Raw genomic sequence first — 13,303 nt, forward strand, 5'->3', positions numbered from 1 at the left:
TTAAGCAGGAAAGACAACATGACCTCGATTTCGAAGACGTTCGCAGCTTCCGCTGCGACGCTGGCTGCATCTGCGTTTCTGGTTTTGACGGCGCCGACCGCGAAGGCTGACGACTACTGCATTACCAACGGCGCCCAGGCCGCTCACGGTTGCGGCTATCCGACCATGGAAGCCTGCCGGTCCGCAGCCGGCGGCATCGGCGGTACCTGCTCGCAGAGCGGCGGCGCGAAGACCGCCAGCGACGCGCTCGCCTTCCAGCCGAAGCAGACCAGGCACCCGAAGCTCCGTCCGGGCGCCCAGACCAACTCGAACTAACGCAGAGCGTTAGAAGCCGTTTCGAGCTTTGCGGCCTCCGAGGTGATCTCGGGGGCCGTAAATTTGTGACAAGCACGCGACATCGCTCGCGCCTCAGCGATAGCGGCCGCGAAACTCGCGCGGGCTGGCGCCGGTCCAGTTGCGGAAAGCGCGCGAGAAGCTCTTCTCGTTTCTGAAGCCGGCGATCTCCGCGATCCGCTTGATCGGGGTGCGGCCGCGCATCAGTTCCAGCTTGGCGAGTTCGAGCTTTGCCTCCTCCTTGAGCTCGCGCAACGAGGTTGCCTCCTCGCGCAGACGGCGATGCATGGTGCGGGTGGAGAGCGCGAGCTCGCTGGCGACATCCTCGGCGCCGAGACTGCGTCCGCGCGCCGCGCGCAGCACGCGCCGGACACGCTCGACCAGGAGGCGGTCGCGTCGATAGGGCCGATAGGGCAGCACGGTCAGGCGCAGCGCGCCCTTGAGCATGCTGTCGAGATCGGCCGCGCTGCGCGTCAGCGGCAGCGAGAGATAGTGCCGGTCGAAGCAGATGCTGGCGCGGCCCGCGTCGAAGCGGACGGTCTTGCAGAAGATCGTCGGGTACACCGAGACGTGGCCGGGCTCGGCATAAGGAAATTCCGCCGCTCGCAAAGCGATCGTGGAATCGATCGACCAGCAGGAGAAGCCGAGCACGTAGCGGAGCAGGGTGACGAGGCAGAACTCGCGCAGATCGCCGAGCTCGCGCTGCTCGCGGATCGAGATGGTCGCGGTCTCCTCGCCGGTGGCCAGCTCGAACAACACGTCTTCGGTCAGCAGGCGATGATGCCGGCACCAGCGCTTGAGCGCGACTTCGAGCGTCGGTGCGGTGATCGAGGCGCGGCACAGCATGCCATAGCTGCCCCAGGGCAGCCGGCGCGAGAACCAGCCGAGCGCCTCGTCGTCGAGCTCGCGCATGGCATGGCCGGCGAGCGCCTCGAACTGGGCGGCCGTCACCCGCCCATCCCGGGATCCCAGGAGATCGGGGAGGACCTGACCCTTGCTCAGCGCCTCGGCCGGATCCCTGCCATAACGGGCATAGGCGGCGACCACACCCCGGACAAAGGCGGCAGGGGTCATGGCGCGGCGGGGTGTGGCGGTTGCGGCCTGAAAGGTCATCGAAATCCCTTGGAAAATCCTCGCCAAACTTGGCGGAAAATGCAACCTTTTCGACCGCCCCGGTGCCCAGGCGGCAGTAGGGTCGGGGCCGACAAGACCTTGCAAGATCCCAGGAGGAATCGCCTTGAACATCCCGAGCATCGATTTCGATCTGGGCGAAGACATCAGCATGCTGCGCGACACCGTGCGCGCCTTTGTCGAGGCGGAGGTGGCCCCGCGCGCGGCCGAGGTCGAGAAGGCCAATCTGTTCCCGGCCGACCTCTGGAAGCGCTTCGGCGACCTCGGGCTGCTCGGCATGACCGCACCGGAGCAATATGGCGGCTCCAACATGGGCTATCTCGCCCATATCGTCGCCATGGAGGAGATTTCCCGCGGCTCGGCCGCGATCGGACTGTCCTACGGAGCCCACTCCAACCTCTGCGTCAACCAGATCCGCCGCAACGGCAATGACGCACAGCGGCAGCGCTATCTGCCGAAGCTGATCTCCGGCGACTATGTCGGCGCGCTCGCGATGTCCGAGCCGGGCGCCGGCTCCGACGTCGTCTCGATGAAGCTGCGCGCCGACAAGCGCGGCGACCGTTATGTGCTCAACGGCTCGAAGATGTGGATCACCAATGGCGGCGACGCCGACGTGCTCGTGGTCTACGCCAAGACCGATCCTGAAGCCGGTCCGCGCGGCATGACCGCCTTCCTGATCGAGAAAGGCTTCAAGGGTTTTACGCACGGCCAGCATCTCGACAAGCTCGGCATGCGTGGCTCCAACACCTACCCGCTGTTCTTCGACGAATGCGAGGTGCCGGAAGAGAACGTGCTGGGCAAGGTGGGTGAGGGCGTCAAGGTGCTGATGTCCGGCCTCGACTATGAGCGCGCGGTGCTGTCCGGCGGCCCGCTCGGCATCATGGCGGCGTGCATGGATGCCGTGGTGCCCTACATGCACGAACGCAAGCAGTTCGGTCAGCCGATCGGCGATTTCCAGCTGATGCAGGGCAAGCTCGCCGACATGTACGCGACCTGGCAGGCCACACGCGCCTATGTCTACGCCGTCGGCAAGGCGTGCGACCGGGCCAATCACGCACGCACGCTGCGCAAGGATGCCGCAGCCGCGATCCTTTATTCCGCGGAGAAGGCGACGTGGATGGCCGGCGAGGCGATCCAGGCGCTCGGCGGCGTCGGCTACACGTCCGAGTTTCCGGTCGGCCGGCTCTGGCGGGATGCCAAGCTCTATGAGATCGGCGCGGGGACGTCAGAGGTCCGCCGCATGCTGATCGGCCGCGAGCTGATGTCCGAGACGGCTTAAAACCTTCACCTCATTGGAATCAACATGCCGCTCCATTCCAGCATCGATCCCTCGTCGTCAGATTTTGCGCGCAATGCGGACGCCATGCGCGCGCTCGTCGCGGACTTGCGCGAGAAGCTCGCCCAGGTCGCCGGCGGCGGCGGCGAGGCCTCACGCAACCGCCATACCGCGCGCGGCAAGATGCTGGCGCGCGAGCGCGTCGATCTGCTGCTCGACCCCGGCACCTCGTTCCTGGAGCTGTCGCCGCTGGCGGCTCATGGCCTCTATGGCGGTGATGTGCATTCGGCGAGCATCGTCACCGGGGTGGGGCGGATTTCGGGCCGCGAATGCGTCGTGGTCGCCAACGACGCCACCATCAAGGGTGGCACCTATTATCCGATGACCGTGAAGAAGCATCTGCGCGCGCAGGACATCGCGCGGCAGAACAATCTCCCTTGCGTCTACATGGTCGATTCCGGCGGCGCCTTCCTGCCGCTGCAGGACGAGATCTTTCCGGATGAGCGGCATTTCGGTCGCATCTTCTACAACCAGGCGCAGATGTCCTCGCAAGGCATTCCGCAGCTCGCGATCGTGATGGGTTCGTGCACGGCCGGCGGCGCCTATGTGCCGGCGATGTCGGACGAGAGCATTATCGTGCGGAATCAAGGCACGATCTTTCTCGGCGGCCCGCCGCTGGTGAAGGCCGCGACCGGCGAGGTCGTCAGCGCCGAAGAGCTCGGCGGCGCCGACGTGCATTCGCGGCAGTCGGGCGTGACCGACCACTATGCCCAGAACGATGCGCATGCGATCGGCATTGCCCGCCGCATCGTCGGTACGCTCAAACCTGCGGCGCGGCCGAACCTCAACATGCATCCACCGCGCGATCCGCTGTTTGCCGCGGAGGAGATTTACGGCGTGGTGCCGGTCGATGGCAGGAAGCCGTTCGACGTGCGCGACATCATCGCCCGCGTTGTCGACGGCTCGGAATTCGACGAATTCAAGAAACTCTACGGCACGACGCTGGTGTGCGGCTTTGCCCATATCTGGGGCTATCCGGTCGGCATCGTCGCCAACAACGGCATTCTGTTCAGCGAGAGCTCGCTGAAGGGTGCGCATTTCATCGAGCTGTGCTGCCAGCGCGGCATTCCCCTGGTGTTCCTGCAGAACATCACCGGCTTCATGGTCGGCAAGAAATACGAGGCCGGCGGCATCGCGCGCGATGGCGCCAAGCTGGTGACCGCGGTTGCGACCGCCTCGGTGCCGAAATTCACCGTGGTGATCGGCGGCTCCTACGGCGCCGGCAATTACGGCATGTGTGGCCGTGCCTATTCGCCGCGCTTCCTCTGGATGTGGCCGAATGCGCGCATCTCGGTGATGGGCGGTGAGCAGGCCTCGATGGTGCTGAGCCAGGTCCGCCGCGACAATATCGAGGCCAAGGGCGAGAGCTGGTCCAAAGAAGAGGAAGACAAATTCCGCGAGCCGATCCGCGCACAATATGAGAGCCAGGGACATCCATATTATGCGACCGCGCGCCTGTGGGACGACGGCGTGATCGATCCCGCCGACACGCGCCTCGTGCTCGGCCTCGGCCTCTCGGCGGCGTCGAATGCGCCGATCGAACCGACGAAATTCGGCCTGTTCAGGATGTGATGCGATGGACCGTTCAAAACTCTACCGTCGTTTTCGCACGCTCCTGATCGCCAACCGCGGCGAGATCGCCTGCCGCGTCATCCGCACCGCCCGTGCCATGGGCCTGCGCACCGTCGCGGTTTATTCCGAGGCCGACCGCGATGCGATGCATGTCGCGCTCGCGGACGAGGCCGTGCTGCTCGGGCCCGCGCGCGCCCGCGACAGCTATCTCAACGTCGAGCGGCTGATCGAGGCCGCCAAGAAGACCGGCGCTGAAGCCGTGCATCCCGGCTACGGCTTCCTTTCAGAGAATGCCGGATTCGCACAGGCCTGCCTCGATGCCGGTCTCGTCTTCGTCGGCCCGACAGCCGAGATGATGAATGCGATGGGTTCGAAGTCGGGCTCCAAAGCGCTGATGGAGAAGGCCGGGGTGCCGCTGGTGCCAGGCTATCACGGCGAGGCCCAGGACGATGCGACGCTGGCGAAGGCCGCGGACAAGATCGGCTTCCCCATCCTGGTGAAGGCCTCCGCCGGCGGCGGCGGCCGCGGCATGCGCATTGTGCGTTCGGCGGAGGAGCTTGCGCCGGCGATCGTCAGCGCCAAGCGCGAGGCCAAGGCCGCGTTCGGCGATGATCGCATGCTGATCGAGAAATATGTCGACAATCCCCGGCATATCGAGGTGCAGATCATCGGCGACGGCCACGGCAATCTCCTGTCGCTGTTCGAGCGCGAATGTACCTTGCAGCGCCGGCACCAGAAGGTGATCGAGGAAGCGCCGTCGCCGACACTCAACGCTGCCCAGCGAGAGACCGTCTGCGCGGCCGCGCGAAAGGCCGCGGGTGCGGTGAGTTATGTCGGCGCCGGCACCATCGAGTTCGTCTCCGATGGCAAAGACGTGTTCTTCATCGAGATGAACACGCGTCTCCAGGTCGAACATCCCGTGACCGAGCTGATCACGGGCATCGATCTCGTCGAATGGCAATTGCGCGTGGCCTTCGGCGAGGCGCTGCCCCTCAAGCAGGACGAGATCAAGCTCAACGGCCACGCCGTTGAAGCGCGCGTCTACGCGGAAAATCCGACCAAGAACTTCATGCCGTCGGTCGGCAGGATCTCGACCTGGCGGCTGCCGGCCGAGACCGGCGGCCTGCGCATCGACGCCGGCTACCGCGAGGGCGACAGTGTATCGCCGTATTACGACGCCATGCTGGCGAAAATGATCGCATGGGCGCCGACGCGCGATGTCGCGATCGATCGACTCAACCGCGCCCTGGAGGACTCCGACGCCCGCGGCATCGTGACCAACATCCCGTTTCTGTCGGCCCTGGTGACGCACGCGAAGGTGCGGGCGAACGCGATCGACACCGGCTTCATCGAGCGCGAGCTCGCGGTCTTGACGCAGACCTCGCCAGCACCCGGCGAGCTCGAGCTTTGCGCCGCGGTGGCTGCGATCGTCAATGATGAGCGTTTAGCTGCACAAAGCGAGGCAAATTCACCTTGGAAGACCTTCGGCTGGCAGCCGGTCGGCCGCCGCCAGCGCAGCTTTGCCTTCCGCGTCGGGCATGGGCCGGAGCAAAAGATCACGCTCAATTACGGCAGCGGACCGTCGACGCTGGTGGTCGGCGAGCGCGAGCTGGCGTTCGCGGTCGCGCCGAAGGACGGCGGTTTCGACCTGACGCTCGATGGCATCAAATCCTCGGTTGCCGCCGTGATCGCCGGCCATGAGCTCTATTTGCGCACACGCAACGGCCGCTTCGACCTGCATTGGGTCGACCCGTTCGGCGGCGAGAGCGAGGAGCATGTCGGCGAGGACAAGATCGCGGCGCCATTGCCCGGCACGGTCGTCGCCGTGCTGGCCGAGGAGGGGGCGAAGCTCGAGAAGGGCGCGCCGATTCTCACCCTGGAAGTCATGAAGATGGAGCAGACGCTGCGCGCGCCGTTTGCGGGCGTACTGAAATCCATCAGGTGCATGGTCGGCGACATCGTGCAGGAAGGGGTCGAGCTTGCCGTGGTCGAGCCCTCGGGAGAGTGATATGGGCAATCCCGTCCGCATCATCGAAATGGGGCCGCGCGACGGCCTCCAGAACGAGAAGACGTCAGTCAGCGTCGAGGCCCGCATCTCATTCATCGAGGCGCTGGTCGGAGCCGGCCTCAACACGGTCGAGGTTGGAGCCTTCGTCTCGCCCAAGGCGATCCCGCAGATGGCGAGCTCCGAGGCCGTGTTGCGTGGCGTCGCCCATTTGAGCGGGGCCGAATTCCACGTGCTCGTGCCGAACGAGAAGGGCTACGATGCCGCGCGCGCGGCCGGCGCAAAAGTCGTATCGGTGTTCGCCGCAGCATCCGAAGGGTTTTCCCGCGCCAACATCAATTGCACGGTCGCGGAGTCCATCGAGCGGTTCAAGCCGGTTCTGGCACGCGCCAAGGCCGACGGTGTCAAGGTGCGCGGCTACATCTCCTGCGTGCTCGGCTGCCCGTTCGACGGCGAGATCAAGCCGAAGGCGGTTGCCGAGCTCGCTGGCACGCTGTGGGAGCTCGGCTGCTACGAGATCTCGCTAGGCGACACCATCGGCGTCGGCACGCCTGACAAGGCGAAGGAGATGCTGCGCGCCGTGGTCGCTAACGTCCCCGCCGCAAAGCTCGCAATGCATTTCCACGATACCTACGGTCAGGCGCTGGCCAATCTCTATGCCGGGATGGAAGAGGGCGTCCGAGTCATCGATGCCGCCGCCGGCGGTCTCGGCGGCTGTCCTTATGCACCGGGCGCCACCGGCAATGTCGCGACCGAGGACGTCGTATACATGCTCGAAGGCATGGGAGTGAAGACCGGCGTAGACATGGAGAAGCTGCTGGCGGCGACGAACGCAATGAGCGCCGTGCTGGGCAAGCCGCCCGTGAGCCGGGTTGCGACCGCGCTGAATGCCAAGAGGAAGCGGGCTGCGTCCTAACTCTCCGTCACTGCGGGCGTAGCGAAGCAATCCAGAGTCTTTCCGCGAGAATTCTGGATTGCTTCGCTGTGCTCGCAATGACGATGGAGAATGTCGCTACCTGCTCGCATCCGGCCCCATCACCAGGTCCGGCAGCCAAGTCGAGATCTCCGGCACGAGGCAGAGCAGCAGCACCGCGCCCATCATCAACAGCACGAAGGGCAGCGTGCCCCAAATCACCTCGCTGAGCGAGATGTCTGGCGCGACATTGCGGATGACGAAGATGTTGAGGCCAACAGGGGGATGGATCAACCCCATCTCCATGACGATGGTCATGACCACGCCGAACCAAATGATGTCGAAATTGGCGGCGCGGAGCGGCGGCAGGATGATCGGCGCCGTCATCAGGATGATCGAGACCGGCGGCAGGAAGAAACCGAGCACGACGACCATGACGAGGATCGCGAACAGCAGTCCCCAACGCGGCAGGTGCATGGCGACGACGGATTCGGCCGCCGATTGCGAGATGTGCAGATAGCTCATCACGTAGGAATAGAGCAGCGACATGCCGATGATCATCATCAGCATGGTGGATTCCCGGATCGTCGATTTCATGATCGGGCCAAGATCGCTCGGCCGCCACACGCCATAGATCGCCGCAATCAGGCCCAGCGCCAGCAGGCCGCCGAGCCCGGCCGTCTCCGACGGCGTGGCATAGCCGCCATAGAGCGCCGCCATCACGCCTGTCAGCAGCAGCACGAACGGGATGACGCGCGGCAGCACGCTGAAGCGTTCGGCGAGCGTATATTCGTCGCGGGTCAGGATGGCAGCTTCCGGGCCGCCTTTCTTGTAGGCGGCTTCAGCCGCGGCGTATTCCTGGCGGAAACGGATCACGGCGTAGCCGCCGAACAGCGTGACCAGCAGCAATCCGGGGCCGATGCCGGCGAGGAACAGGCGTCCCAGCGACTTCTCCGCGGCCACCGCGAACAGGATCATGGTGATGGAGGGGGGCAGCAGAATGCCAAGCGTGCCGCCGGCGGCGATGATGCCGGCCGCGAAACCGCCGGAATAGCCGCGCTTGCGCATCTCCGGAATGCCGGCCGAGCCGATCGCCGAGCAGGTGGCAGGGCTCGAGCCCGCCATCGCCGCGAACAGCGCGCAGGCGAAGACGTTGGCAACGCCGAGGCCGCCGGGCACGCGATGCAGCCAGGCATGCAGGGCCGAATAGAGATCCTGGCCGGCCCGCGACTTGCCGATCGCCGCGCCCTTCAGGATGAACAGCGGGATCGACAGCAGCGTGATCGAGGCCATCTCCTCGTAGACGTTCTGCGTCACCGTATCGAGCGATGCCGAGGGCATGTAGATGCCCATGAACACGACCGCGACCGCGCCGAGCGCGAATGCGATCGGCATGCCCGAAAACATCACGAGCAGCGTCGCGACTCCGTAAGCTATACCGATACCGAAGACGCTCATGGACGCCGGGCTCCTGCGAAAGGCAGCGCCAGCTGCACGAGGATCTGGACGCAGAGCAGGCTCATGCCGAGCGCCATCAGTGAATAGGGAATGGCGAGGGGCGGCGACCACATCGAATTCGAGACCTGGCCGTCGACATAGGCCTCATGCGCCAGCGTCCAGGACTTCCAGGTGAAAAACGCGCAGAACAGGAACGTCACGACGTCGACGCACCAGAGCCGGATCCTGTTCGCCAGCGGCGACAGGAGCCCGACGAAAGCCTCGATGCCGATGTGGCCGCGGTTCTGCTGCACATAGGCCGCCGTCATGAAGGTGGCGCCGACCAGCAGGAACACGGCGGCTTCATCCTGCCAGTAATTGGCGGCCTTGAACAACGCGCGGCTCAGCACGCTGTAGCTCAGGATTGCACAGGCCGCGACCAGCGCCAGCGACGCAAACACGACGATGACGCGATTGAGGATGGCGAGGCCGCGATCGAGCGCTGCCGCAAGGCCGGTCCTTGCGGCAGAATTCATCTGATCGTCCCGATCCGGAAGCGGACCGTGGCTCATGCAGCGACGTCGGAGGCGAGCTTGAGCAGGTTCGCAGCTGTCGCGGTCTTGGCGCCGTAATCCTTCCACGCGGTGTCGCGGGCGATGTCGCGCCACTTGCCGACGGTCGCGGCATCGAGCGCCGAGACCTTGGCGCCGGCCTTCTCGTAGACCTTGGCGACCTCGACGTCGTCATCCTGCGCGCCCTTGCGGCCGAAGGCTTCGAGCTCTGCGCCGACGGCGACGAGGATGTCCTGCTGGTTCTTAGGCAGCTTGTCGAAGATCGCCTTCGACATCATCAGGGGCTCGAGCATGAACCAGTAGGACGCGCCCGCACCCGAGGTCAGCGATTTCGCGACCTCTTCGAGGCGGAACGAGATCAGGCTGGTGGAGGAGGTGATGCCTGCGTCGCAGGCGCCGGTCTGCATCGCCGCGTAGATTTCGTTGGAGGGGACCGACAGCACCGAGGCGCCGGCGGTCTGCAGCACCATGTCCATCTCGCGCGAGCCGCCGCGCACCTTCATGCCCTTGGCGTCCTCCGGCGCCACGATCGGCTTGGAGCGGCTGGCTACGCCGCCGGCTTGCCATACCCAGCTCAGGAGGATGATGCCCTTGTCGGCAAGGAAGTCGGTCAGCGCCTTGCCGACCGGCTCCTTTTTCCAGCGCATGCCCTGGTCATAGGTGGTAACGAGGCCGGGCATCAGGCCGATATTCGTCTCGGGCAATTCGCCGCCGGCATAGGGCATCGGATAGAGAGAGATGTCGAGCGCGCCCTTGCGCATGGCCGAGAACTGCGCGTTGGTCTTGATCAGCGAGGAGTTCGGATAGATTTCGGCGGCGATGTCGCCGTTGCTGCGTTTGCTGACTTCGGCCGCGAACATGCGGCAGAGCCGGTCGCGGAAATCGCCCTTGTCGATGGTGCCGCCGGGGAATTGGTGCGAGATCTTCAGCGTGGTTGCGGCGTGCGCGGTGCCAATGCCGAAACGGAGAATGGCGGGTGCGGCGACGGCGGTCGCGAGCAGATGGCGGCGCGTGAACATGGTGTGATCCCCTTGGACGGTTCTTCTTTGAAGTGATCTGAATGGGTGATGAGACCGGTGCGGAGGCCCATCCTAGCCGGTCTTCGACCTCGAATTCTCTCATCTGATAGTTCGAGACGTAATGCCGCGGCAAGGGTTGGCCTTGCTGCGCTGCACGCGCCGGCGTCACCGTGCCATCGTTAACGCTGCGACGATCGCGCGAGGCGCGCCCGACGACACGCAAAAAGATCTAAGGTCCGACGTAACAAGCACGGGCGTCGATCCGTCGAGACTCGGTAGCGGCACACGTCGCTGACAAACACCATCTCGAAGGGATTATTTCTCATGACCATTCGCACCCGCATCGTGCTCGGCGTCTCGGCTGCCGCTCTCTCGCTCGGCCTTGCGCTGTCGCCGGCTGCCTTTGCTCAGGACAAAATGGGCAAGGACGACGGCATGATGAAAAAGGAAACGATGTCCAAAGACAGCATGAAGAAGGACACCATGTCCAAGGACGACGGCATGAAGAAGGATCACATGTCCAAGGACGGCATGAAGAAGGACGACGGGATGATGAAGAAGAACTGATCGTCTGCCGGCGCCCGGTCGTCCAACAAGACGAGCCCGGCATGCACCCTGCGGGGCTTGGCCCACGCTCCATCATCGGGTCCGCGCATTCGCGGGGACCCGGCTGATCCATCATGATTTGACCTGAAGCAGGTGCGCTTCAGGTCAAATTTTGTTGACGCTTACTTCCGCTTGGCCTTGCGGGCGGCGTAACGCGCGTCGCGCTTGGCCTTCTGCTCGGCTTCGAGCGCTGCGGCCTTGGCAGCCGCTTCCTCGGCCTCCCGCGCAAGGCGTGCCGCTTCGGCAGCCTTGGCTTCTTCCTCGATGCGCTTCTGCTCGGCCTTTTCAGCCTCGCGCGCAGCCTTTGCTTCAGCGCGCTTAGCCGCGAGCGCCTCCCGCTCGGCGCGCTTTGCCACCACAGCAGGATCGTCAGGGCCCGGCTGCGACTTGAATTTGTTCAAAAGATTTTTGCGGGCTTCCAGCGCCGCCTTTTGCCGGTCTGCGAAGCCGGGTTCCCTAAATCCACTCATTCGACGAGCCTTGTCATCCTCGCTTTCGATCCTACATCACTGCCTGTTGGTACGTCGGCTGGGCACAAGCAGGCGCCACACGACGCAGAAGCGTGTACATCGCCGCGCGTCGTGAAGCCACCCATAATCGCAGCCGATCAGGTCAACGAAATCGCTTACCCAGCCGATCCTTCGTAGCCCGGAAAAACTGCCGAATTGTGATGTCCCTCATAAGGGCACCCAGCGGCGGCGCTTAGCGTCCGCCCCAACGAGACGGAGCACGGGCATGATCTTTTTCCGGCTGAGCCCGAAGGCCCTTGCAATCACGGCCGCCGCGGTGGCTGTCGCCGGTGCGCTGCTGTTGGCTGGACGCCCGCAACCCATCGAGAGCACCGTTTTGGGAGCCAATTGGGAGTGCACCCAGACCGCGTTCATCCTCACGAGTTGCGCACCGCGCGCGCAGCACGCGATCCCGGCGGTTGAGACCTCGCGCAAAGAGGCGCTGAAGCCGACCAGGGGGTGAGGGCTGCGTGGATGTGACGGGACGTCGCAGAGGTGCTACAGGGCCTCACCGGAGCGACAAGACCTCCCATGCCCAAGCCTGAATCCAATCCTGCCTCCAAGTCTGATCCGATCGAGAAGCCCAGCGGGCCGCCAAAGCCCCCATCCGGGGACAGCCGCCGCGGCGCCATCGCGGGACTGATCATCGCGGCCGTCATCCTCGGGATCGGCCTGTGGCTCGCCCGCGACCTCACGGCGGCGAGCAAGATGCAGGACTGCCTGATGTCCGGGCGCAGCAATTGCAATGTGATCGAGCCGGCCCGCTAGACTGGTTTGGTGAGTCGTCGCCGAACGAAAAATTGCCGTGATCTTAATCATTTGTAACGGGACACGGCCGGATGGGCGGGTCAATTTTGACCGGTCGCTTCGGCAGGTTAGCTTTGTCAGCCGGCATCAGCCAGGTGCGATCAGAATCGTCTATCGCGCGTGGACCACGGCAATTTCTGAAAGTAGGGGGTAGCACAATGAGTGCGTCCGGCCGCATGAAGATCATCATTCCCATGGTTTCGGCCATGTCGTTGCTGGCGCTGTCAGCGCAAGCGCAGGACGCGGGTCCGCCGAAGGCCGCTGCCCAGCCGCCGGGGCAGGGTGCCGGCACGCCGCCCCAGACCAACCAGAATACGCGCAAGGGACCTCCGCCGCAGCAGGCCGCGAGACCCGCGCCGCAGCCCGGTGGCCAGGCCCATACGGCACCAGCCCCAGGCCACCACGCAGCCGGTGGTCCGGCTCCGAGACCCGGACGCACCATGGCGCGCGGCCCCGCGCCGACGCGCGACTGGGGCGGACACGCCTATCGTGGCAATCTTGCCTGGGAAGGCGGACGCTGGCGGCATGAAGTCCACAACGGCCGCTCCGGCTGGTGGTGGGACGTCGGTGGCGTCTGGTACTATTATCCGGAGCGGATGGATGGTCCGCCCGCTTACATCTCCGAAGAGTATATCGACGACGTGCCGGTGGCTTACGCACCGCCCGGTCCGCCGGTCGCCTATGAACCGCCGCCCCCACCGCCGCCGGCCGATCCGGGTGCGAGCGCGCTCGGCGGCGCCATCGTCGGCGGGGTGCTCGGTGGCTTGCTGTCCGGCAGCGCCACGGGCGCAGCCGCTGGCGCCGTCATCGGCGGCGCGACCGGTGCAATCGCGGGCGCTACGGCCGCTTCGCGCCCGGGCTACTATTGGGCCGAGGGCATTTGCTACTACCGCTATCCGAGCGGCCAGTATGTCCAGGCCGATCCGCGCGCTTGCTACTGAAGCTTGAGCGCGCAATCCAACGTGAGCGAGGCGGGCCCGGTGCCCGCCTCGTTTTCGTCGAGAGGCCGGGATCGCTCCGGAATGAGGAAAACACGAACATCGCCGGCGCCGTGATCTCGCGC

At 65.1% G+C, this 13,303-nt stretch carries 14 protein-coding genes; 9 read left to right on the forward strand and 5 right to left on the reverse strand.

What is annotated here, in order from left to right:
* The first annotated feature begins 18 nt into the window (after positions 1 to 18).
* Complete coding sequence (locus X265_RS18750; protein WP_128966148.1) at positions 19 to 315, forward strand: DUF3551 domain-containing protein; 297 nt, start codon at positions 19 to 21, stop codon at positions 313 to 315.
* Positions 316 to 408: 93 nt separating this feature from the next.
* On the opposite strand, the gene X265_RS18755 is transcribed toward X265_RS18750, so the two are convergent.
* Positions 409 to 1,446, reverse strand: a complete 1,038-nt coding sequence (locus tag X265_RS18755; RefSeq protein ID WP_128966149.1) for an AraC family transcriptional regulator — start codon at positions 1,444 to 1,446, stop codon at positions 409 to 411.
* 169 nt (positions 1,447 to 1,615) lie between these two features.
* Here X265_RS18755 and X265_RS18760 point away from each other — a divergent pair, with 169 nt between their 5' ends.
* From X265_RS18760 to X265_RS18775, 4 genes are read left to right on the forward strand one after another with little or no spacing between them, the layout of a single operon-like run.
* Positions 1,616 to 2,743: an isovaleryl-CoA dehydrogenase gene (locus X265_RS18760; protein WP_128969332.1), complete on the forward strand. Its 1,128-nt coding sequence runs from the start codon at positions 1,616 to 1,618 to the stop codon at positions 2,741 to 2,743.
* Positions 2,744 to 2,767: 24 nt separating this feature from the next.
* Positions 2,768 to 4,372 carry a carboxyl transferase domain-containing protein gene (locus X265_RS18765; protein ID WP_128966150.1) on the forward strand — a complete coding sequence of 535 codons (1,605 nt, stop codon included), beginning with the start codon at positions 2,768 to 2,770 and terminating at the stop codon, positions 4,370 to 4,372.
* 4 nt (positions 4,373 to 4,376) lie between these two features.
* Positions 4,377 to 6,380, forward strand: a complete 2,004-nt coding sequence (locus tag X265_RS18770; protein WP_164938674.1) for an acetyl/propionyl/methylcrotonyl-CoA carboxylase subunit alpha — start codon at positions 4,377 to 4,379, stop codon at positions 6,378 to 6,380.
* Position 6,381: 1 nt separating this feature from the next.
* On the forward strand, positions 6,382 to 7,293 hold the full coding sequence (locus X265_RS18775; RefSeq protein WP_128966152.1) for a hydroxymethylglutaryl-CoA lyase: 912 nt from the start codon (positions 6,382 to 6,384) through the stop codon (positions 7,291 to 7,293).
* A 96-nt stretch (positions 7,294 to 7,389) separates the two neighbouring features.
* Here X265_RS18775 and X265_RS18780 read toward each other — a convergent pair whose 3' ends face one another.
* Genes X265_RS18780 through X265_RS18790 form a run of 3 tightly spaced genes read right to left on the reverse strand, consistent with a single transcriptional unit; the run spans position 7,390 to position 10,318 of the window.
* A complete protein-coding gene (locus tag X265_RS18780) occupies positions 7,390 to 8,748 on the reverse strand; it encodes a TRAP transporter large permease (RefSeq protein WP_128966153.1) in 1,359 nt (452 codons plus the stop codon).
* A complete protein-coding gene (locus X265_RS18785; protein ID WP_128966154.1) occupies positions 8,745 to 9,299 on the reverse strand; it encodes a TRAP transporter small permease in 555 nt (184 codons plus the stop codon). Before X265_RS18785 ends, X265_RS18780 begins: the two co-directional genes overlap by 4 nt.
* Entirely contained in the window at positions 9,296 to 10,318 is a 1,023-nt protein-coding gene (locus X265_RS18790; RefSeq protein WP_128966155.1) for a TRAP transporter substrate-binding protein, read from the reverse strand. The genes X265_RS18785 and X265_RS18790 overlap by 4 nt, the downstream gene beginning before the upstream one ends.
* 324 nt (positions 10,319 to 10,642) lie before the next feature.
* On the opposite strand from X265_RS18790, the gene X265_RS18795 reads away from it, so the two are divergent.
* Positions 10,643 to 10,885 carry a pentapeptide MXKDX repeat protein gene (locus tag X265_RS18795; RefSeq protein ID WP_128966156.1) on the forward strand — a complete coding sequence of 81 codons (243 nt, stop codon included), beginning with the start codon at positions 10,643 to 10,645 and terminating at the stop codon, positions 10,883 to 10,885.
* A gap of 161 nt (positions 10,886 to 11,046) precedes the next feature.
* Here the strand turns inward: X265_RS18795 and X265_RS18800 are convergent, their stop codons facing one another.
* Positions 11,047 to 11,394 (reverse strand): DUF6481 family protein, encoded by a 348-nt coding sequence (locus X265_RS18800; protein WP_128966157.1) that lies wholly within the window; start codon positions 11,392 to 11,394, stop codon positions 11,047 to 11,049.
* Between the two features lie 265 nt (positions 11,395 to 11,659).
* On the opposite strand from X265_RS18800, the gene X265_RS18805 reads away from it, so the two are divergent.
* The 3 genes from X265_RS18805 to X265_RS18815 all read left to right on the forward strand — a co-directional run bounded on the left by X265_RS18805 (position 11,660) and on the right by X265_RS18815 (position 13,181).
* Positions 11,660 to 11,896 carry a hypothetical protein gene (locus tag X265_RS18805; protein WP_128966158.1) on the forward strand — a complete coding sequence of 79 codons (237 nt, stop codon included), beginning with the start codon at positions 11,660 to 11,662 and terminating at the stop codon, positions 11,894 to 11,896.
* A 68-nt stretch (positions 11,897 to 11,964) separates the two neighbouring features.
* The gene (locus tag X265_RS18810) at positions 11,965 to 12,201 is read left to right on the forward strand and encodes a DUF2273 domain-containing protein (protein WP_128966159.1); all 237 of its coding nucleotides are present in this window, start codon (positions 11,965 to 11,967) and stop codon (positions 12,199 to 12,201) included.
* 197 nt (positions 12,202 to 12,398) lie between these two features.
* Positions 12,399 to 13,181, forward strand: coding sequence for a hypothetical protein (locus tag X265_RS18815; protein WP_164938675.1), 783 nt, complete (start codon positions 12,399 to 12,401; stop codon positions 13,179 to 13,181).
* The last annotated feature ends 122 nt before the right edge of the window (positions 13,182 to 13,303 follow it).

It is taken from the genome of Bradyrhizobium guangdongense (assembly GCF_004114975.1).
Classification (GTDB): Bacteria; Pseudomonadota; Alphaproteobacteria; order Rhizobiales; family Xanthobacteraceae; genus Bradyrhizobium; species Bradyrhizobium guangdongense.

Bases quoted from the DNA above. Each gene is read 5' to 3' on its own strand.
- X265_RS18750 (WP_128966148.1), top strand. From the start codon at position 19: ATGACCTCGATTTCGAAGACGTTCGCAGCTTCCGCTGCGACGCTGGCT.
- X265_RS18755 (WP_128966149.1), bottom strand. From the start codon at position 1,446: ATGACCTTTCAGGCCGCAACCGCCACACCCCGCCGCGCCATGACCCCT.
- X265_RS18760 (WP_128969332.1), top strand. From the start codon at position 1,616: ATGCTGCGCGACACCGTGCGCGCCTTTGTCGAGGCGGAGGTGGCCCCG.
- X265_RS18765 (WP_128966150.1), top strand. From the start codon at position 2,768: ATGCCGCTCCATTCCAGCATCGATCCCTCGTCGTCAGATTTTGCGCGC.
- X265_RS18770 (WP_164938674.1), top strand. From the start codon at position 4,377: ATGGACCGTTCAAAACTCTACCGTCGTTTTCGCACGCTCCTGATCGCC.
- X265_RS18775 (WP_128966152.1), top strand. From the start codon at position 6,382: ATGGGCAATCCCGTCCGCATCATCGAAATGGGGCCGCGCGACGGCCTC.
- X265_RS18780 (WP_128966153.1), bottom strand. From the start codon at position 8,748: ATGAGCGTCTTCGGTATCGGTATAGCTTACGGAGTCGCGACGCTGCTC.
- X265_RS18785 (WP_128966154.1), bottom strand. From the start codon at position 9,299: ATGAGCCACGGTCCGCTTCCGGATCGGGACGATCAGATGAATTCTGCC.
- X265_RS18790 (WP_128966155.1), bottom strand. From the start codon at position 10,318: ATGTTCACGCGCCGCCATCTGCTCGCGACCGCCGTCGCCGCACCCGCC.
- X265_RS18795 (WP_128966156.1), top strand. From the start codon at position 10,643: ATGACCATTCGCACCCGCATCGTGCTCGGCGTCTCGGCTGCCGCTCTC.
- X265_RS18800 (WP_128966157.1), bottom strand. From the start codon at position 11,394: ATGAGTGGATTTAGGGAACCCGGCTTCGCAGACCGGCAAAAGGCGGCG.
- X265_RS18805 (WP_128966158.1), top strand. From the start codon at position 11,660: ATGATCTTTTTCCGGCTGAGCCCGAAGGCCCTTGCAATCACGGCCGCC.
- X265_RS18810 (WP_128966159.1), top strand. From the start codon at position 11,965: ATGCCCAAGCCTGAATCCAATCCTGCCTCCAAGTCTGATCCGATCGAG.
- X265_RS18815 (WP_164938675.1), top strand. From the start codon at position 12,399: ATGAGTGCGTCCGGCCGCATGAAGATCATCATTCCCATGGTTTCGGCC.